The 19037-nt window shown below is 74.2% G+C and carries 15 protein-coding genes; 9 read left to right on the forward strand and 6 right to left on the reverse strand.

The window, feature by feature from the left end; genetic code table 11:
- Positions 1 to 120 precede the first annotated feature (120 nt).
- Complete coding sequence (locus ACLQ2U_RS15990) at positions 121 to 1524, forward strand: hypothetical protein (RefSeq protein WP_425751645.1); 1404 nt, start codon at positions 121 to 123, stop codon at positions 1522 to 1524.
- Positions 1525 to 1806: 282 nt separating this feature from the next.
- Positions 1807 to 2949 carry a SigB/SigF/SigG family RNA polymerase sigma factor gene (locus ACLQ2U_RS15995; RefSeq protein WP_425751435.1) on the forward strand — a complete coding sequence of 381 codons (1143 nt, stop codon included), beginning with the start codon at positions 1807 to 1809 and terminating at the stop codon, positions 2947 to 2949.
- A gap of 255 nt (positions 2950 to 3204) precedes the next feature.
- Here ACLQ2U_RS15995 and ctaD read toward each other — a convergent pair whose 3' ends face one another.
- The 5 genes from ctaD to ACLQ2U_RS16020 form a co-directional block, all read right to left on the reverse strand.
- The gene (gene ctaD, locus ACLQ2U_RS16000) at positions 3205 to 5208 is read right to left on the reverse strand and encodes a cytochrome c oxidase subunit I (RefSeq protein ID WP_425751436.1); all 2004 of its coding nucleotides are present in this window, start codon (positions 5206 to 5208) and stop codon (positions 3205 to 3207) included.
- Positions 5209 to 5295: 87 nt separating this feature from the next.
- Entirely contained in the window at positions 5296 to 6021 is a 726-nt protein-coding gene (locus ACLQ2U_RS16005) for an ATP-binding protein (RefSeq protein WP_425751437.1), read from the reverse strand.
- Between the two features lie 92 nt (positions 6022 to 6113).
- Positions 6114 to 6578: a DUF4383 domain-containing protein gene (locus tag ACLQ2U_RS16010; RefSeq protein ID WP_425751438.1), complete on the reverse strand. Its 465-nt coding sequence runs from the start codon at positions 6576 to 6578 to the stop codon at positions 6114 to 6116.
- 103 nt (positions 6579 to 6681) lie between these two features.
- Positions 6682 to 7839: a glycosyltransferase gene (locus ACLQ2U_RS16015; RefSeq protein WP_425751439.1), complete on the reverse strand. Its 1158-nt coding sequence runs from the start codon at positions 7837 to 7839 to the stop codon at positions 6682 to 6684.
- Positions 7840 to 7942: 103 nt separating this feature from the next.
- Entirely contained in the window at positions 7943 to 8923 is a 981-nt protein-coding gene (locus tag ACLQ2U_RS16020; protein ID WP_425751440.1) for a glucosyl-3-phosphoglycerate synthase, read from the reverse strand.
- Between the two features lie 250 nt (positions 8924 to 9173).
- Here ACLQ2U_RS16020 and ACLQ2U_RS16025 point away from each other — a divergent pair, with 250 nt between their 5' ends.
- From ACLQ2U_RS16025 to ACLQ2U_RS16055, 7 genes are all read left to right on the forward strand, one after another.
- Entirely contained in the window at positions 9174 to 10187 is a 1014-nt protein-coding gene (locus tag ACLQ2U_RS16025) for a Gfo/Idh/MocA family protein (RefSeq protein ID WP_425751441.1), read from the forward strand.
- Positions 10180 to 11268 (forward strand): zinc-dependent alcohol dehydrogenase, encoded by a 1089-nt coding sequence (locus ACLQ2U_RS16030; RefSeq protein ID WP_425751442.1) that lies wholly within the window; start codon positions 10180 to 10182, stop codon positions 11266 to 11268. Before ACLQ2U_RS16025 ends, ACLQ2U_RS16030 begins: the two co-directional genes overlap by 8 nt.
- Before the next feature lie 48 nt (positions 11269 to 11316).
- A complete protein-coding gene (locus ACLQ2U_RS16035; protein ID WP_425751443.1) occupies positions 11317 to 13062 on the forward strand; it encodes an ABC transporter ATP-binding protein in 1746 nt (581 codons plus the stop codon).
- A gap of 133 nt (positions 13063 to 13195) precedes the next feature.
- The gene (gene secA2 / locus ACLQ2U_RS16040; RefSeq protein ID WP_425751444.1) at positions 13196 to 15487 is read left to right on the forward strand and encodes an accessory Sec system translocase SecA2; all 2292 of its coding nucleotides are present in this window, start codon (positions 13196 to 13198) and stop codon (positions 15485 to 15487) included.
- Between the two features lie 181 nt (positions 15488 to 15668).
- Complete coding sequence (locus tag ACLQ2U_RS16045) at positions 15669 to 16409, forward strand: ANTAR domain-containing protein (RefSeq protein WP_425751445.1); 741 nt, start codon at positions 15669 to 15671, stop codon at positions 16407 to 16409.
- Between the two features lie 74 nt (positions 16410 to 16483).
- Positions 16484 to 16987, forward strand: coding sequence for a DUF2231 domain-containing protein (locus ACLQ2U_RS16050; RefSeq protein WP_425751446.1), 504 nt, complete (start codon positions 16484 to 16486; stop codon positions 16985 to 16987).
- Positions 16988 to 17117: 130 nt separating this feature from the next.
- A complete protein-coding gene (locus ACLQ2U_RS16055) occupies positions 17118 to 17876 on the forward strand; it encodes a methyltransferase domain-containing protein (RefSeq protein ID WP_425751447.1) in 759 nt (252 codons plus the stop codon).
- A gap of 201 nt (positions 17877 to 18077) precedes the next feature.
- On the opposite strand, the gene ACLQ2U_RS16060 is transcribed toward ACLQ2U_RS16055, so the two are convergent.
- Entirely contained in the window at positions 18078 to 19001 is a 924-nt protein-coding gene (locus ACLQ2U_RS16060) for a DUF3500 domain-containing protein (protein ID WP_425751646.1), read from the reverse strand.
- Positions 19002 to 19037: the final 36 nt, after the last annotated feature.

The following is a 19037-nucleotide window of genomic DNA, read 5'->3' on the forward strand; positions in this document are numbered from 1 at the left end:
TACCGCCACCGGCCTGCGGATTGGTCCCGCCCGGTGGTGGATGCCCCGTTTAGACCCCAGAGGGACGGGAAGCCGACCCGCGTGGTGAGCGAACGAGGCAAGGTGGGGCCGGTGCCCAAGGTGCAGGAGGGGCTGACGGCCGAGGGCGCCGGGCTGGCCGGCGACCGGGTGGTCGCGGTGGGCAGCACGGCGCGGGTGCTGGTGGCGGCCGCGGCCCGCGCCCTGCGCGGAGTCGACTGCGCCGACCTGGGCCAGGCCATGCCGCTGTCCCGGTTCACCCCCGCGCCCGAGTCGGTGCGCCGCGCCGCGGCGGCCCGCGCCGCCGGACGGGTGGCGCTCACCCCGGCCCAGACCGCCGAGGTGGACGCCGAGCGGGTGGGCCGCTGGATCGTCGACCAGTATCCCCGCCGCCGCTACGCCGGGGTGGTGCTGGGCTCGCCGCATGCCGCGGCGGTGCACCTGGCCGTGGCGCTCGGCGTACCGTGGCTGCCCGCCGCCTTCGAGATGACCGTGCACTGGACCCGGGGTGCCGTGGACCAGCCCCGGGCCGCCCTCGACCACGGCGCCGCGCTCGCCGCCCGGCTGCTCGCCGGCAACCCCGACCTGCACGTCCGTCAGGTGCACTGCCCGGCCAGCCGGGGTGCGCTGGCCGGCACGACGGTGTCGTTGACGGCCCGCTGGCAGGCCCTGCCCCTGGCGTACGCGCGGTTCCTGGCCGACCGGCTGGAGCCGAACGCCCCGCTGCTGCTGGTCCGGGACGCCCGGACCTGGCCGGTGCAGGACGAGGGGCGGGGGCACAGCTTCCAGCTCGGCTGCCCGTCCAGCGGGCTGGAGCCGGTGGACTTCCACCCCGACTCGCACGCGCTGCGCCAGGTGCTCCGTTCCGCCGGCGGGGACGGCGCGCGGTGGGAGCCGCCCGAGGTCTCCGCCGCGCGCGAGCACGCCGAGCAAGGGGTGGAGGTGGGCTTCGAGGTCGGCGTCCGGCAGTGGGCGCAGCGGCGCCGACACGCCCTGCACCAGGTCCTCTTCCCGCAGCCGGCGGCGCTGAGCGCGGCGACCGCCGACCTGTACCGGCGGTGGCTGCGGGCGGCCGGCAAGACCGGTGACCGGTTGGTGGTCGAATGCGGCCGGCTGCTCGACCCGTGGCAGGTGGTACGGGCGGGGATGGTGCCGTACTGGTGCGAGAACGCGACCCGGCGCAGCGTCGAGGGGGTGGAGTGGTGGCTCGCCGGCAGCGAGCCGTTCAGCTCGGTGGACGTGCTTCCGGAGTCGCCCGGGATGCGCTCGCCGGCCCTGGCCGGGCTGCCGCAGTGGCTGGCGGTCGCGGCGTTCGGCCGGCGACGCCGGGCGCTGGACCGGACCGCCGCCCGGGGCTACCCGGTGGCGTCGGTGCCGACCCGGCGGGCCACCGAGGTGCTCCGCGGCCAGCCGTACGACCTGCCGGTCCCGCCGCCGCTGGCGGTTGACGACGCCCTGGCCGGACTGCGCGACGGCGGCGCCCCGCTGGGCCTGGCCGTGTTCTGAGAACCGGCCGGAACCGGACGCCGGGCGCACCGGCGCCGGCCTGGCGGACCGAGCAGGCCGAAACATCCTCGCGAACCCGGGGTCCCGTGATTGAGTACCTGGGGAGCGGGAAAACCGCTCGCTGCGACGGCCCGAACACGGTGCGCAGCGCATTGTCGTCGCTCCCGCGCGTCCGGTGACACCGGCGCGTGACGTGACCCAACTTCCGGCCCGGTGCGTGGCCCGACCACGCGCACGACCGGCTCCGATTCCGGGCGGGGGACCTTCCTGAGGGAGGCGCGGATGTTCGGACAGACCACCACAACCACACCACCACCGCCGACTGATCGCGGCCTGGAGGACCTCGACGCGGCCGCGCTGGCCTACGCCGCGCGGATCGAGGGCCTGCCACCCGAGCGGCGGCAGGAGGCGCGGGACGACCTGGTCCGGTTCGCCCTGCCCTTCGCCGGCCGGCTGGCCCGCCGATACCGGGGCCGGGGCGAGCCGCTGGAGGACCTGGAGCAGGTGGCCCGGCTCGGCCTGGTCAACGCCGTCGACCGGTACGACCCCGAGCGCGGCTCGTTCACCGCGTACGCGGCGATCACCATCGTCGGTGAGATCAAGCGGCACTTCCGGGACCGTACCTGGGGGGTGCACGTACCGCGCCGGCTGCGGGACCTGATCCTGGAGGTCGGGCAGGCCACCGCGGCGCTGACCAGCGAGCTGTCCCGGGCGCCGACCGTGGCCGAGCTGGCCGAGCGGCTGGAGACCCCGCAGGAGGAGATCCTGGCCGCGCTGGAGTCGGCCGCCGGGTACAGCCCGGCCTCGCTCAACGCGCCGGTCGGCGGGGAGAGCTCGGCCGAGTTCGGCGACCTGGTCGGCGAGTCGGACAACGCGCTGGAATCGGTCGACGACCGGGTGACCGTCAGCGGGCTGCTGCACCGGCTGCCCTGGCGGGAGCGGCGCATCCTGGCCATGCGCTTCTACGGCAACCAGACGCAGGCGGAGATCGCCGCCCGGTTCGGCATCTCCCAGATGCACGTCTCCCGGCTGCTGTCCCGGGCGTTGACCTGGCTGCGCCAGGCGATGCTCGCTGACGCGCCGCCGCCCTGGCAGAACGGCGCCCCCGAGTCGGAGACCGGGCGCAACCGGATCGCGTTGAAACGCACCGGCGACCGGGTGGTGGTGGAGGTCGGCGGCGAGATCGACCGGGACGGCGCCGACCAGCTGCGCCGGGTGATGCTGGAGGCGGTCACCGGCCAGCCCCGTGAGGTGGTGGTCGACCTGGACGGCGCCGGCGGCGTCGACGCCGGCGGGATCGCCGCGCTGATGGCCGGCCGGGACGCGGCCGCCCGCACCGGGGTGCCGCTGCGGCTGACCCGGGTCCAGCCGGCGGTACGCCGCTCGCTCACCGCCGCCGGGCTGCCCGCGACAGCCGACGCCTGAGTCACCTACACCGACCCCGGTACGGCCCGGCCGTGCCGGGGTCCCGCGCGTCCGGGTCCGCCCGGCGCGGACCGGTCGCGGAGCGTATGAACCTGGTGCCGTCGGCGGATCACGCATCGGGTTCGCAGTGGACGGACAGGTCGTCGCCGGGGACCGGGTCGACGCCGACGGCGGGTGGGGCGCCCGGACCCGACGGCACGCACGGGGGAGGACCGGCACCCGCGAACGGTGCCGACCCTCCCGTACGGTCGTGGGTCAGTGCTCCTCGGTGTCGTCCTTGCCGTGCGGGTGCCGCCACCGCTGGTTCTCCCGGGGGCGCCGTTCGGCGGCCTCCGGCGCGGCCTCCGGCGCGTCGGTCTCCTCGAAGGCGGGCCGGCGGACCTGCTCGGGCTCCGGCACCTCCACCGGCCGGGCGCCGGACTGCGGCGCCGGCTGGTAGGCCACCGCCTCCCGGGCGCCGTGCGCGCCCTCGGCCGCCGGCGACTCCGGCAGGTGCCGCTCGTGGTGCATCTCCTCGCGGAACTCCTGCGGCGGAAGGGTGGTGCGCTGCGGCAGGTCCCGGCCGAGGTCGGCGACGAGCGGGCCGTACTTGGCGTCGAAGGCGGGGCGCTCGGAGCGGATCCGCGGCATCCGGTCGAAATTGCGCAGCGGGGGCGGGCAGGTGGTGGCCCACTCCAGGGAGTTGCCGAAACCCCACGGGTCGTCCACATTGACCATCGCGCCGTACCGCCAGGACTTCCAGACGTTGTAGATGAAGAACAGCGTCGACGCCCCCAGGATGAACGACCCGATGCTGGAGATCGCGTTCAAGGTGGTGAACCCGTCGGTGGGCAGATAGTCGGCGTACCGCCGGGGCATGCCCTCGTTGCCCAGCCAGTGCTGCACCAGGAAGGTCATGTGGAAGCCGACGAACATGGTCCAGAAGTGCGCCTTGCCCAGGCGTTCGTCGAGCAGCCGCCCGGTCATCTTCGGGAACCAGAAGTAGACCCCGCCGAACGCGGCGAAGACGATCGTGCCGAAGAGCACGTAGTGGAAGTGTGCCACCACGAAGTAGGTGTCGGTGGTGTGGAAGTCCGCCGGCGGGCTGGCCAGCAGCACCCCGGTCAGGCCGCCCAGCAGGAAGGTGGTCAGGAATCCGATGGCGAACAGCATCGGCGTCTCGAAGGTGAGCTGCCCCTTCCACATGGTGCCGATCCAGTTGAAGAACTTCACCCCGGTCGGCACCGCGATGAAGTAGCTCACGATGCTGAAGAACGGCAGCAGCACCTGGCCGGTGCCGAACATGTGGTGCGCCCAGACGGTCATCGACAGGATGGTGATCGCGATGGTGGCGAGCACAATACCGGTGTAGCCGAAGATCGGCTTGCGGGCGAACACCGGGATGATCTCGGAGATGATGCCGAAGAACGGCAGCGCCACGATGTAGACCTCGGGATGGCCGAAGAACCAGAACAGATGCTGCCACAGCATCATCCCGCCGGTGCTCGGGTCGAAGACGTGTGAATGCAGGATCCGGTCCGAGGCGAGGGCGAAGAGCGCGGCGGCCAGCAGCGGGAAGACCAGGATCACCAGCACACTCGTCAGCAGCAGGTTCCAGGTGAAGATCGGCATCCGGAACATGGTCATCCCGGGGGCGCGCAGGGTGACGATTGTGGTGATCATGTTGACCGCGCCGAGGATCGTGCCGAGGCCGGAGAGGGCCAGCCCGACGATCCACATGTTTCCGCCGACGCCCGGGCTGTGCTGGGACAGGCTCAACGGGGTGTACGCGAACCAGCCGAAGTCGGCCGCCCCGCCCGGGACGACGAACCCGCCCACCACGATCGAGCCGCCGAACAGGTAGAGCCAGTAGGCGAGGGCGTTCAGCCGGGGGAACGAGACGTCCGGGGCGCCGATCTGCAACGGGACGATGTAGTTGCCGAAGGCGAACACCAGCGGGGTGGCGAAGAGCAGCAGCATGATCGTGCCGTGCATGGTGAACGCCTGGTTGTACTGCTCCGGGGAGAGGAACTGCATCCCCGGTCGGGCGAGCTCGGCTCGCAGCAGCAGGGCCAGCACGCCGCCGATCAGGAAGAAGACGAACGAGGTCACCAGGTAGAGCAGGCCGATCAGCTTGGCGTCGGTGGTGCCGAGCAGCTTGAGCAGCTTGTTGCCCGGCAGTGCCGGGCGGAGCGGGCCGGGGAAGCCGCCGAACCGTGCCGGCGCCAGGATCGCCGGCCCACGGTCTCGTGCGGGCTCGGTGGTTACCCGTCTGGGCATGGCTCTCACCCCGTCGTGACGACAGAAAGGACGGGCGCGACTACCCGCCCCTCCGCCCATGTAACCAGGCGAGAGTGATAATTTCGGTCAATTCGCCTGGACGAGGGCCCAGACGACCTTGCCGTCGACGAGCGGCGCGCTGCCCCAGCGCTGGGCCATCTCCCGGACCAGCAGCAGGCCCCGACCGCCCTCGGCGCGCAGGTCGGGGCCGGCCGCGCGGGCGGCGGTCCGGCTGCCGTCGGTGACCGCCACGTGCAGGTACGGCCGGCGCAGCGTCAGCGTGACCTGCATCGGCGTGTGCGCGTGCCGGACCACGTTGCCGACCAGCTCGCTGAGCACCAGCGACGCCGGGCCGGCCAGCTCCGGCACGTTCCACCGGCCGCAAGCGTCCCCGACCAGCTCCCGTGCCTTGCGGCAGGCGCTCGCCACCGGCTCCAGCCGGGCGCGCAGTCGCGGCGCGGCCGCTCCGGCCAGCCGGGTCGCCTCGGCGCAGTCGGGGTGCACCGGCACCACCCGGCAGGCGGTGGACTCGGCGAGCCAGGCGGCGGCCTCGGACGGCGGTGAGCAGAGCACCACGGGCACGGCCGGCCACTCGGCGGCCCGCCGGGCCGCGGCGACGAAGACGGACAGGGCCAGCCGGTCGGCGACCCTGACGTCAGCGAGGTCGACCACGAGCGCGTCGGGCTGGCTGGTCAGGCAGCGGTCGAGCACGGTGTGCACCGAGCGCATCGTGCCGAGGTCGAGCGCGCCGGACAGGCGCACGACGGTCACCGGGGACTCGTCGCACACCTCGCAGCTGATCCGGCTCGCCATCGGCCCCTCGATTCCGCTCGCGTGCTCGCAGACTCCCGCACTACCCGCGGCTCCGCCGGGTGAAACCGGACCGACCGGATACTCCGCCCTGGTCAGGGGCGATCTCCGTCACGCCGGGTGACGAGTCCGAGACCGATCATGCCCAGCCCCAGCGCCAGGTGCAGCCAGTCGTCCGCGTCGTTGACCGGGATGAAGTTGGCCCCGGTGCGCTCGTCGACGACCAGCCCGTAGAGCCACAGCACCAGATAGACCGCGCCGCCGCCGACCAGGTAGGCGCGGGCCCCGGCGACGGTCCGGGCGAGCGCGAGACCGGCCGCCCCGAAGGCCAGGTGCACCGCGTTGTGCAGCACGGACACCTGGAACACCCCGAACAGCTCGGCGCCGGACTGGTGCCCGGCCAGCCGCAGGTCGGCGTAGTCGCTGGTGATCCCGGGGACGAAGCCGAGGACGCCGACGAGCAGGAACACCACGCCGACGGTGGACGCGGCCCGGCGTACCGGGGCCCGGCCGTCCGCGGGATTGCGCCGGGCCCGGGAGTGGGCCATCGGACCGGCCATGCGCGGGCTCCCCTCCGTCGGGCCGCCGCATTCCCTGCTCCCGAACGGACAAACCCGGGCCCGGACCGTACGGGCCCGGGCCTGGGTGGAGACAACCGCCGTCTCAGACGGCCTGGAGCTGGCGTACGCCGGCGCCCTGCCGGACCCGCTCGTAGAGCGCGACGTACTTCTCGGCCATCACCGCCGGGGTGAACCGCAGGGCGGCCTCCCGCCGGCACTCGTCCGGGTCGAGCAGGCTGGCGGCCAGCAGCAGGTCGGCCAGCTCCTCCTCGTCGGTGGTGAGCAGGCCGGTGCGGCCGTGCTCGATCAGCTCGGGCATGCAGCCACGGGCGGTGGCCACCACCGGGGTGCCCAGGGCGAGCGACTCCACCACCGCGGTGCCACCCGGCTCCTCCCAGCGCAGCGGGAAGAGCGAGGCCTTCGCCCCGGCCAGCAGGTCGTCGCGCTCCTGCCCGGCCACCGTGCCGACCCAGCGGACCAGGTCGCCGTCGACGTGCGGGGCCACCTCGTCGTAGAAGAACCGGACGTCCGGGTTCTGCCGGGCCTCGTCACCGGCCGCGGCCAGGTCCTCCGGCCGGTGGTACGGCCCGACCGGGCCGGCGAGCACCAGCGGCACCCCCACCCGCTGCGCCAGCCGGGCGCCGACGTCCTGCCCCTTACCCGGGTTGATCCGGCCCAGGATGATCGTGTAGTCGCCCTTCTCCGCCCGGGGGGCGCGGTCCGCCCCGACCGCGAGCGGGGTGGACAGGTGCACGTGCCCGACCGAGTGGTCCCGCAGCGCCTGCGGGGCGCGGGCCAGCTGCGAGGCGGAGACGCCGTTGACCCGGACCCGGTCGCCCGCGTCCAGGTTGCCGTAGAACTCCGGGTGCTTGGCCAGGTCCCAGTGCAGGGTGTGCAGCGCCGGCGGGGCGTCCGGGCCCATCGCCGCCATGGTGGCCAGCCCGACCGCCTCCACGTGGTCGTGCACCAGGTCGATGTCGTCCCGGGTGTGCAGCTGCCGGACCACCGCGTTGAGGTGGGCCTGGGAGACGCCGCAGACCTGGTTGTAGGGCCGCTGGAGGGCGTGGAACTGCCCGTCGGGGAAGACCGAGAACTTCTCGTCCACCGGCAGGGTGCTGCTCTCGACCGAGGCGAGCACCACGCGTACGCCGAGGCGGCGCAGCTCCGGCACCAGGGTGGCGATGACGTTCTCGATCCCGCCGTAGCCGGGGGGCGGCACGGACAACCACGGTCCGGCGTTCATCAGGACGGTGAGACTCATCGTGATTTCCTTCCCTCGGCGGGGCCCCCGTCGGCCGTCCGCGCTCCGCCACCGACCGTCCGGTACGGCCGGCCGTCCGGCACCGGTCGGCTCGACCGGATCCTCACGCCGCCACCCGCCGGCGCGGCACCCGGTCCCGCAGCTGCGCCAGCGGCGGACGCTCCTCCACCGAGACGTCGTTGACCACGATCTCCCGGTCCAGATTGGGCAGCGCGTCCGAGCCGCCCCGGCGGAACTGGGTCAGCATGGTCGCCGGCATGGTGCCCGGGCTGGCCCAGCCGCGCCGCTGCAACCGGGACCAGGCGGTGTGCATGATCTGCGCGGACATCCGGCCCAGCGCCTCGGTGTCCTGGTGGCGGTGCTTGCGCTCGCCGAGGTCCACCTGGGCGAGCGCGTCCAGGCCGACCAGCTCCAGCAGGTCGATCAGCATCGCCGTCTCGACGCCGTAGCCGGAGACGAACGGCACCTGCTCGAGCACCTCGCGGCGGCCGGCGTACTCACCGGCGAGCGGCTGCACGAAACCGGCCAGCTCCGGCCAGAAGAGGTTCAGCAGCGGCCGGGCCATCAGCTCCGTCACCCGCCCGCCGCCGTCGGCCTCGACGCTGGTCGCGCCGACCAGCGGCCGGTGGTAGAAGCCCTTGACGAAGTCGACCGACGGATCGGTCAGCAGCGGTCCGATCAGGCCGGTCACGAAGTGCGGCCGGAACTCCCGCAGGTCGGCGTCGACGAACGCGACGACGTCGCCCTCGGCGGCGGCGAGACCTGCCCAGAGCGCGTCGCCCTTGCCGGTCAGTCGGGGCAGCCCCCGGGTCATCGCGTCCTGGCTGACCACCTCGGCGCCGGCCGCCCGGGCCACCTGGGCGGTGCGGTCGGTCGACCGGGAGTCGACCACGATGAGCTCGTCGACCAGGGCGACCCGGTCCATCAGGTGTTGACGGATCGTCGACACGATCGCGCCGACGGTGGCCTCCTCGTTCCGGGCGGGCAGCACCACACTGACCCGGCTGTCACCCTTGGCCTGCATGAGCCGACGAGCCGGCCAATCCCTGGCCGAGGTCGTCCGGTACGTGGCCCAAGCCTCCACGACGGGTGAGACGATTGATTCTGTATCCCGCACGGGCACACCCCCAGATCATGGCGGAAAACGCGGAGTTGGTTTTCCCATCTCCGCCCTCGCGCTAACCGGATCATGCCTAACAGCTTGATCAGGGAGGTCACACCGGACGGTTCCCGGCAGGTGAACGTCTGATTGCGCACCTGGTGGGGTTTCGTCTTCCGTCGTCCAGGGGAGTCCTGTCCCGGCTAGTAGCAACAGCGTCGAGAGGGTCGGTGGAATGCGCACGTGCCGGGTGGGACTGGTAGGGGCCGGCGGGGTGGCGCAACGCCACGCCCGCGTGTTGAGCGGATTCGAGGACGTGGAACTGCTCGGGGTGACCGACGTGGCCCGGGACGCGGCGGCGGAGCTGGCCGGCGCGCACGGTGGGCAGGCCTTCGTCGACATCGACGAGCTGCTCGCGGCCGGGCCGGACGCGGTGTACGTCTGCGTGCCACCGTTCGCCCACGGCCCGGTCGAGGAGTTGGTGATCGCCGCCGGGGTGCCGATGTTCGTGGAGAAGCCGATCGCGGTCGACCTGGACACCGCCGAGCGGATCGCCGCGCTGGTCGAGGAGAAGCAGCTGCTCACCGCGGTCGGGCACCACTGGCGGTACCTGCATGTGGTGGAGCAGGCCCGCGAGCTGCTCGCCGACCGCCCGGTGCGGATGGTCAACGGGTCGTGGCTGGACAAGGTCCCGCCGGTGGCCTGGTGGGCGGTGCGGGACCGCTCCGGCGGCCCGGTGGTCGAGCAGGCCGCGCACGTGCTGGACCTGGTCCGCGCGCTGGTCGGTGAGGCGACCGAGGTGACCGCGTACGGCAACGGCACCCCGCCGCCGGTGGACGGGGCGGACATCGACTCGGTGACCGCGGCCACGCTGCGCTTCGCCGGTGGGGCGGTGGGCACCCTCGCCGCGGCCTGCGTGCTGAACTGGAAGCACCGGGCCGGGCTGGAGATCCTCGCCGACGGGCTGGCGCTGTCGCTGGCCGAGGACGGCCTGGTGATCCGCGACGCCGACGGGGAGCGCCGGGTGGGGTCCGATCCGGACGGCGCCCGGGTCGCCGTCGACCGGGCCTTCATCGACGCGGTCACCGGCGTCGGTGACGACGTCCGGGTGCCGTACGCCGAGGCGCTGCGCACCCAGCGGCTCGCGCTCGCCGTCGCGGAGTCGGCGCGGACCGGCCGCAGCGTGACGCTGCCCACCGGGCCGGCCGCCGCGCCGCTGGCCACGGCGGGGGTGAGCGTCGATGCGTGACAAGGTCGTGGTGGTCAGCGGGCCGGGCCGGGTCGAGCTGGTCGAGCAGGACGCCGCCGAACTGCGCGAGGGCACCTTCCGGGTGGAGACCCTCTACAGCGGGGTCTCCGCCGGCACCGAGCTGAGCTTCGTCAAGGGCACCAACCCGTACGTCAACGTCACCTGGAACTCGGACCTCGGCCTGTTCCAGCCCGGTGCGGCGAGCACGCCGTACCCGGTGACCCGGCTGGGGTACATGCAGGTCGGCCGGGTGGTGGAGAGCCGGACCCCGGCGATCGCGGTCGGCACGGTCGGTGCGATGACCTACGGCCACCGCACCGGCTACGTCGCCGACCCGGTCGCCGAGCGCTTCGTCCCGCTGCCCGAGGACATCGACCCGCTGCTCGGCGTCTACGTCGCGCACATGGGGCCGATCTGTGCCAACGGCGTGCTGCACGCCGCCGCCGACGTGTGCGGCACCGACGTGCGCTCACTCGGCGACGGGGTGCGCGGGCGCCGGGTCGCGGTGGTCGGCAGCGGCGTGGTCGCCCTGCTCACCGCCCTGTTCGCCAAGCGGCACGGCGCCGCCTCGGTGGTGGTGCTCGACCCGACGCCGCAGCGGCGGCAGGTCGCCGAGGCGCTCGGCCTGGAGACCCTCGACCCGGAGGCCGACGACCCGGCCGTGGTGCTCAAGACCCGGTGGAACCACGCCGCCGGGGACCGGGGCGCCGACGTGGTGTTCCAGTGCCGGGGCCAGGCCTGGGCGATGCAGCTGGCGCTGCGCCTGCTGCGCCCCCAGGGCACCGTGATCGACCTGGCCTTCTACCAGGACGGCGCGAACGCCGTCCGGTTCGGCGAGGAGTTCCACCACAACGGGCTGTCGCTGCGCTGCGCCCAGATCGGCCGGGTCCCGCGCGGGCTCGCCCCGACCTGGGACCGGGAGCGGCTCTCCGCCGAGACCATCGAACTGCTGCGGCAGTACGGGGACCTGATCCGCAAGCACCTGGTCTCGGCGGTCGTCCCGTTCGAGGAGGCCCCGGCGCTGCTCACCGACCTGGCCGAGCGACGCCGCTCGGAGCTCCAGGTGGTGCTCACCGCCTGAGTCCGACGGGCGGCGTGGGGGCTGGGCGACGGCGGCTACGGTTTGCCCATGACGACCGACGCCGCCCGACCGGGTGGCCTCGCCGCCCTGCTGCCGTACCTGCGCGCCCACCGCGGCACCCTGGCCGTGGTGGGCGCGTTGTCGCTGGCCGGGGCGGGTGCGTCCCTGGCCCAGCCGCTGCTCACCCGGGAGGTGCTCGACGGGCTGACCGCGTCCCGGCCGGTGGCCGCCCTGGTCACGGTGCTGGTGGGCCTGGTGTTGCTCGGGGCCGCCCTCGGCGGGCTCCGCGACTACCTGCTGCAACGCACCGCCGAGGGCCTCGTGCTGGGCACCCGCCGGCGGCTGGCCGGGCACCTGCTGCGGCTGTCGATCGCCGAGTACGACCGCCGTCGCACCGGCGACCTGCTCTCCCGGGTCGGCTCGGACACCACCCTGCTGCGCGCGGTGGTCACCTCCGGGCTCTTCGAGACCGTCACCGGGGCGGTGATGGTGGTCGGCGCCGCCACCGCGATGGCCCTGCTCGATCGGGTGCTGTTCGGGGTGACCCTGCTCGGGGTGGCCGCCGGCATCGGCTTCGCCGTCACCTTCGCCCGCCGGGTGCGCGGGCTGTCCCGCGCCGCCCAGGAACGCATCGGCGAGATGACCTCGGCCGTGGAGCGGGCCATCTCCGGGGCCCGGACCATCCGGGCCGCCCGCGCCGAGGGCCGCGAGGCGGACGCGGTCTCCGCCAGCGCCGAGGCGGCGTACGCGGCCGGGCTGCGGGTGGCCCGGGTGCAGGCCTTCGTCGGCCCGGCCAGCACGGTCACCATCCAGGGTGCGTTCCTGCTGGTCCTCGGCGTGGGTGGGGCCCGGGTGGCGGCCGGGGCGATCAGCGTCGGCGACCTGGTGGCCTTCGTGATGTTCCTGTTCTTCCTGGTCCTGCCGCTCGGCCAGGCGGTGCACGCGTACACCCAGCTGCAGACCGGGCTCGGCGCGTTGCAGCGGATCGAGGAGATGTTCGACGTACCCGTGGAGGCGGCCGGGGACCGCACGGAGCCGGCGGCGGCCCCACCGGCCGGCCGCCCCGCGGTGATCGAGTTCGACCGGGTCGGCTTCGGCTACCCGGGCGGCCCCGCGGTGCTGCACGAGGTGAGCTTCACCGTGCCGGCGGGCACCCGCACCGCGCTGGTCGGGCCCTCCGGCGCCGGCAAGTCGACGCTGCTCGCGCTGGTGGAACGCTTCTACGAGGTGACCGCCGGGTCGCTGCGGCTGGACGGCGTCGACGTGCGGCAGCTGCCCCGCGACGCGCTGCGGGCCCGGCTCGGCTACGTCGAGCAGGAGGCCCCCGTGCTGGCCGGCACGCTGCGGCAGAACCTGCTGATCGGCGCCCCCTCCGCGACCGACGCCGCGCTGCTCGCCGCCCTCGACGACGTCAACCTCACGCACCTGGCCGAGCGGACGGCCGACGGGCTGGACGTGCAGGTCGGCGAGGGCGGGGTGCTGCTCTCCGGTGGCGAGCGGCAGCGGCTGGCGATCGCCCGGGCCCTGCTCGCCGGCCCGCCGGTGCTGCTGCTCGACGAGCCGACCAGCAACCTCGACGCGCGCAACGAGGCGGCGCTGCGCCGGGCCATCGACGCGGCGGCCGTCCGGCGGACCCTGCTGATCGTGGCCCACCGGCTCGCCACGGTCGTCGACGCCGACCAGATCGTGGTGCTCGACGCCGGCCGGGTGGTCGCCGTCGGCACCCACGACGAATTGACCGTCACCAGTCCGCTCTACCGCGAGCTGGCCGCCCACCAGCTGCTCGTCAGCTGACCGGGCCCGACACCCCTGATCTGCCCGGCAAGGCGCCCCTGACCTGCCCGGAAAGCCGACGGCGAAGACACCCGGGACGCCCGGGACGAGCCGGGCAGCGATGGCCCGGCCGGTTCGCGTACCGTTGCCGCTCATGGGTGTGTCGCAACGGTTGAAGAGCAGGGTCCGGCGATTCCTCCAGCGCCCGGGGACGACGGTCGACCTGGCTCCGCTGGAGAAGCTGCTGCCGCGGATCGCCGCGCGCGAGGAGGAGCTGCAGGCGCTCGACGACGCCGAGCTCACCGAGGCCGCCGCCGCTGCCTCCGGATACGAGGAGATCTGCGCGATCGGCCGCGAGGCCGCCCGGCGCGGGCTGGACCAGCGGCCGTACGACGTGCAGCTGCTCGGCGCGATGTCGCTGCTCTCCCGCAAGGTCGCCGAGATGGCCACCGGTGAGGGCAAGACGCTCACCGCCACCATCGCCGCTTACGGGCACGTCAGGCTGGGCAACGGGCCGGTACACGTGCTCACCGTCAACGACTACCTGGCCCGCCGGGACGCCGAGTGGATGGCGCCGGTCTACCGGCTGCTCGGGCTCACCGTGGGCTGGGTCAACGAGGCGTCCACCCCCGAGGAGCGGCGGGCGGCGTACGCCTGCGACGTCACCTACGTGGCGGTCAGCGAGGCCGGCTTCGACTTCCTCCGCGACCAGCTCGTCACCGACCTCGCCGACCGGGTCCAGCCGCCGCTGAAGACGGCGATCGTCGACGAGGCGGACTCCATCCTGATCGACGAGGCCCGGGTGCCGATGGTCCTCGCCGGCGCGGTCGCCGGCGAGCAGGACCCGGTGCACGCCGCCGCGGCGCTGGTGCGCGGGCTGCGCAAGGGCAAGCACTACATCGTCGCCGAGGACGGCCGCAGCGTCGCGTTCACCGCCGCCGGCCTGGCCACGATCGAGGCCAAGCTCGGCGACATCGACCTGTACGACACCGAGCACGTCGGGCAGCTCTCCGCGGTGAACGTGGCGCTGCACGCGTACGCCCTGCTGCGCCGCGACGTGGACTACATCGTCCGGGACGACTCGGTGGAGCTGATCGACGAGATGCGCGGCCGGGTGGCCCAGCGCCGCCGCTGGCCGGACGGCCTGCAGGCGGCGGTCGAGGCGAAGGAGGGCCTGGACGCCACCGCCGAGGGGGAGGTGCTCGGCACCATCGCCGTGCAGGCGTACATCGCCCTCTACCCGGTCGTCTGCGGGATGACCGCGACCGCGGTGCTGGTCGGCGACCAGCTGCGCGAGTTCTTCGGCCTCGAGGTGGCGGTGATCCCGCCGAACACGCCGTGCGTCCGGGAGGACGAGCCGGACCGGATCTACGCGACCCGGGCGGAGAAGGAGGAGGCGCTGATCGACGAGATCAAGCGCTGTCACGACGCCGGCCGGCCGGTGCTGGTGGGCACCCTGGACGTCAAGGAGTCCGAGGGGCTGGCCGCCGGGCTGAACGCCGCCGGGGTGCCCTGCGTGGTGCTCAACGCCAAGAACGACGACGAGGAGGCGGCGATCATCGCCGAGGCCGGCGCGTACGGCGCGGTGACCGTCTCCACCCAGATGGCCGGCCGGGGTGTCGACATCCGGCTCGGCGGCAGCGACCAGGCCGACCGGGAGCGGGTCGCCGAGCTGGGCGGCCTCTACGTGATCGGCAGCGGCCGGCACGACAGCCGGCGGGTCGACGACCAGCTCCGCGGTCGGGCCGGCCGGCAGGGCGACCCGGGTGGGTCGGTCTTCTGCGTCAGCCTGGAGGACGACCTGGTCGTCCGGCACGCCGGCGACACCGTCCCGGCCTCGCCGCGGATGAACGCCGACGGCCTGGTCACCGACGAGCAGGTCGACTACGCCGTGGAGCACGCCCAGCGGGTCGCCGAGGGGGTCAACCACGAGATCCACCGCAACACCTGGCGCTACAGCGTGGTGATCGAGCAGCAGCGCAAGGCCCTGGCCGAGCGGCGGGAACGGCTGCTCACCAGCGACGTGGCCGCGCTGATGCTGCTCGACCGGGTGCCGGAGAAGGCCGGCGAGATGGACGAGGATCTGCTGGCCCGGGTGGCCCGCTCGATCGCCCTCTTCCACCTCGACCGGCTCTGGGCCGAGCACCTGGCGGAGCTGTCGGAGGTGCGGGAGGGCGTGCACCTGCGGGCGCTGGGCCGCCTCGACCCGCTGGACGAGTTCCACCGCTCCGCGGTCCCGGCGTTCACCAACCTGGTCCCGGAGATCGAGACGCGGACCATCGCCACCTTCACCGAGACCGAGTTCGACGAGGACTGGGAGCCGGACGCCGCGAAGCTGGTCCGGCCCAGCGCCACCTGGACCTACCTCGTGCACGACAACCCGTTCGGCTCCGAGCTGGACCGGCTCATCGCCTCGGTCGGCCGTCGGCTCTCCGCCGCCCGCTGAGCGCCCCGCGGGGTCCCTGCCAGCGCGTCCGCGTCCGGCAGGGACCCCCTTTACGCGGTTTCGATCCCGGTTTGCGAGGGTAGTAGGCCGGGGCTCATGACTCGGGGGAGAGATCAGAACGATGACACAGGCAACGGCGCCCGGTGGCTCGCGTCGGATGGTGCGCGGGGGCAGTGGACCGGTGAACCTGGATACGCGGGAGCCGAAGATCGACACCCTCGGTGTGCTGGAGACCGCCGCCCTGCTGCGGGAACTGACCGCCGGGCTGATCGCGGTCGACGACTTCGACGAGGCCCTGGCCCAGCTGGTCCGGATCGCCCGGGACGCCGTACCGGAGGTCACCTGGTGCGGCTTCACCGCCCTGCGGGCCGGCGAGCCGGCCGGGGTGGCCGCCTCCGATCCGGGCCTGGCGGAGCTGGACGACCTGCGGCACGGCCCGGACTCGCCGGCGATGTGCGCGATCCGGCGGCGCGAGATGACCATCGCGGAGGACCTGGACACCGACGACCGCTGGCCGGGCTGGACGGTCCGGGCCCGGGGCCTGGGCGTGCGCGGGGTGATCTCCGCCCCGGTCGACGTGGACGAGCAGGTGATCGGCGCGATCAACCTGTACGCCGGCGCGGCGGGCGCACTCGCCACCCGGCACCAGCTCACCGCGATGCTCCTCGCCGAGCACGCCGGGCTCCTGCTGGCCGCCGTCCGGGACCGGGCGAGGCAGGCCGCGCAGGCCGGTGAGCTGGACGGCTCGCTGCTCGGCGAGGGCGTCGTCGGGCAGGCGGTCGGTGTGATCATGACCCAGCGCGGCTGCCCGGCGCCGGAGGCCCTCGACGTGCTGCGCAGCGCGGCGTCCTCGCTCGACATCCCGCTGCGCGAGGTGGCCGAGCGGCTGGTCGCCACGGTCTCCCGGCCCCGGGAGGGCTGAGCGCGTCGTTTCGCCCAGGTGGCGGCCGGGTAGCACCCTGGACTCGTGAGCTGTCCGATCCTGGGGAGGAACCGATGGAGAGCCGCCTGCGGGTGCAGGGACACCCCATCCAACCGATGCTGGTGACATTCCCGTTCGGGCTGTTCGTCAGCGCGACGGTGTTCGACCTGGCCGACGTGGCCGGGGGGCCGGCCTTCCTCGGCGAGGTGGGCTACTGGACGGCGGTCGCCGCCCTGGTCGCCGCCGCGCTCGCCACGGTGGCGGGCATGGTGGACCTCTGGGACGTCCGTCCCGGCCGGGGCCGTCGCACCATGGTCACCTTCAACATGGTCAACGCCGGCATGGCCGCGCTGTTCCTGCTGACCTGCCTGATCCGGGCCGACGCCCCGCAGCGGGGCGCCACCGGCGTGCTGCTGGCCACCGAGATGGTCGCCCTGGCCGTCGGCGCGGTGGGCGTCGGGCTGGGCGCCCGGCTGATGCGCCAGTTCGACGCCACCCGGCGGGAGCCGAGCGGCTTCGAGGCACTCGGCGGGGTGCCCGGTGGCGCCACCGTGGAGATCGTCCGGCCGCGCACCTGACCCTGACCCGCGCCATGCCGGGGAGGTGGCGGTGTCCGGGTCGCTCGGACACCGCCACCTCCCCGTCTGGAGTTGATCGACGCCGGGGAAACCGGTTGTCGCGCCGCGGTGGGGCGGCCAGGCTGGCCGGATGCCCGAGCCGAGCTTCGCCGAGCTGGTCGCCGAGGCGGCCGCCGCCCCCGTCGACGGCTGGGGCTTCTCCTGGCTGGACGGCCGGGCCACCGAGGAACGCCCGCCGTGGGGCTACGCCCGCCTGATGGCGGTCCGGATGGCCGAGGTTGCCGCCGCCCTGGACATCGACACCGGCGGGGGAGAGGTGCTCGCCGAGGTGCCGCACCCGCCGAAGCTGCTGGTCGCCACCGAGGCCTGGCCGCCGAACGTCGCGGTCGCCCGGCGGACCCTGCGCCGGGTCGGCGCCCGCGTGGTACGGGTCGCCGACCGGCCGCCGCTGCCGTTGCGCGACGGGGTGTTCGACCTGGTCACCAGCCGGCACCCGGTGGACACCTGGTGGGTCGAGATCGCCCGGGTGCTGCGGCCGGGCGGGCGCTACCTGTCCCAGCAGGTCGGCGCGGGCACGATGCGGGAGCTGAGCGAGGCGATCCTCGGTCCGCTGCCGCTGCCGGCCAGCCGCCATCCGGAGCAGGCCGTCGCCGACGCCCGCGCCGCCGGCCTGCGGGTGGTACGCCTGGAGCCCGCCACGCTGCGCGCGATCTTCCACGACATCGGCGCGGTGGTCTGGTTCCTGCGCAAGGTGGTCTGGACCGTGCCGGGCTTCGACGTCGACCGGTACCGGCCGCAGCTGGAACGGCTGCACGAGCGGATCCGCGCCGAGGGGGCGTTCGTCGCCCATTCCCGGCGGTTCCTGATCGAGGCGGTCAAGCCGGCCTGAGCCACGCCGGGTCGCGGGTCACCGCCAGGTGGGCGTGGCGAGCGAGGATCGGTGCCGCGCCGACCCTCGCTTCACCCGATGGTGGGCGTGTCGCGCCAACGCTCACTGCCTGCTGCGACGGTAGCGGACGAGGCGGCGTCGGAGCGGCCCGGCGCGGAGACGGGATGGTGGTAGCTGAGCCGTAGCGTCCCGGGCCGGGGGTCAACGATGGGCGTCGGCGTGGTGAGCGGCCAGCACGTCCGCGCCGAAGTCGCTGGCCGGGCGGCGCAGCACGGTGTGCGCGTGGTTGCCGTCGTCGGTGGTGTTGTCGTACTCGATCAACAGGTCGTCGCCCTGCACCCGGTAGTAGTGCCGGGCGCCCGGCCGGGTCGACCCAGCCCAGGCGAAGTGCCGCTCCCCGGCGGCCACGCGGGCGGCCTCCCGGGCGGCCAGCTCGGCGGGGAGCCGGTCCAGGTAGAGCGCGACCAACTGGTCCAGCAGCGCCCGGCCGGTGGGGCCGAGCCGCCCGGCCGGCACGCCCAGCGGCGTCAGCGGCGCGGCGACCGCCGGCCGGGTCGCGCTGATGATGTCGGCGGGCGCCTCGTCGGCCACGATCGCCGCGGACCGGCCGGCCGGTCCGATCGCCTCCAGCAGCTCCCGGGCCAGGTCCTCCTCCACGCCAAGCGGCCGCGAGACCGGCCGGCCGGCGTGCCGGACGGTGGCCGGGTTGGCGCCGAGGAAGACCGGGGCGGGGGAGACCTGGTCGTCGGCCACGGTCATGTTCACCGACAGGTGGTGCCCCTCGAACCGCCAGGCCCAGCTGTCGTCGCGGGCCGGGTCGCCGAAGACCGCCACCCAGTAGTCCCCGCTGTGCCGGCCGCGCCGCCAGCCCTCCGCCCGGTCCAGCACCTCCTCCAGCGCGACGACCGCCATGGCCTGGGCGTACGCGGCCGGGCTGAGCGCGGTGGCGAGCAGCCGGTGCGCGGCCTTGCGGCCAGCGACGTCGAGGTCGGCGAGGCAGGCGCCGGGCCGGGGACGCGGCCGGTACTCCAGCCACCGCCGCCGGTCGTCATCGAAGGGGCGCGTCGCCGCGGCGCGGGCCGGCGCGTCGAGCGCGGCCAGCAGCGCGGTGGCCGCCGTCCGCATCTGCTCGGGTACGGGATCCTCCACCGCCCCTGTATA

Origin of the sequence: Micromonospora sp. DT47, assembly GCF_049844475.1 — a bacterium.
In the GTDB taxonomy this organism is placed as follows: Bacteria; Actinomycetota; Actinomycetes; order Mycobacteriales; family Micromonosporaceae; genus Micromonospora.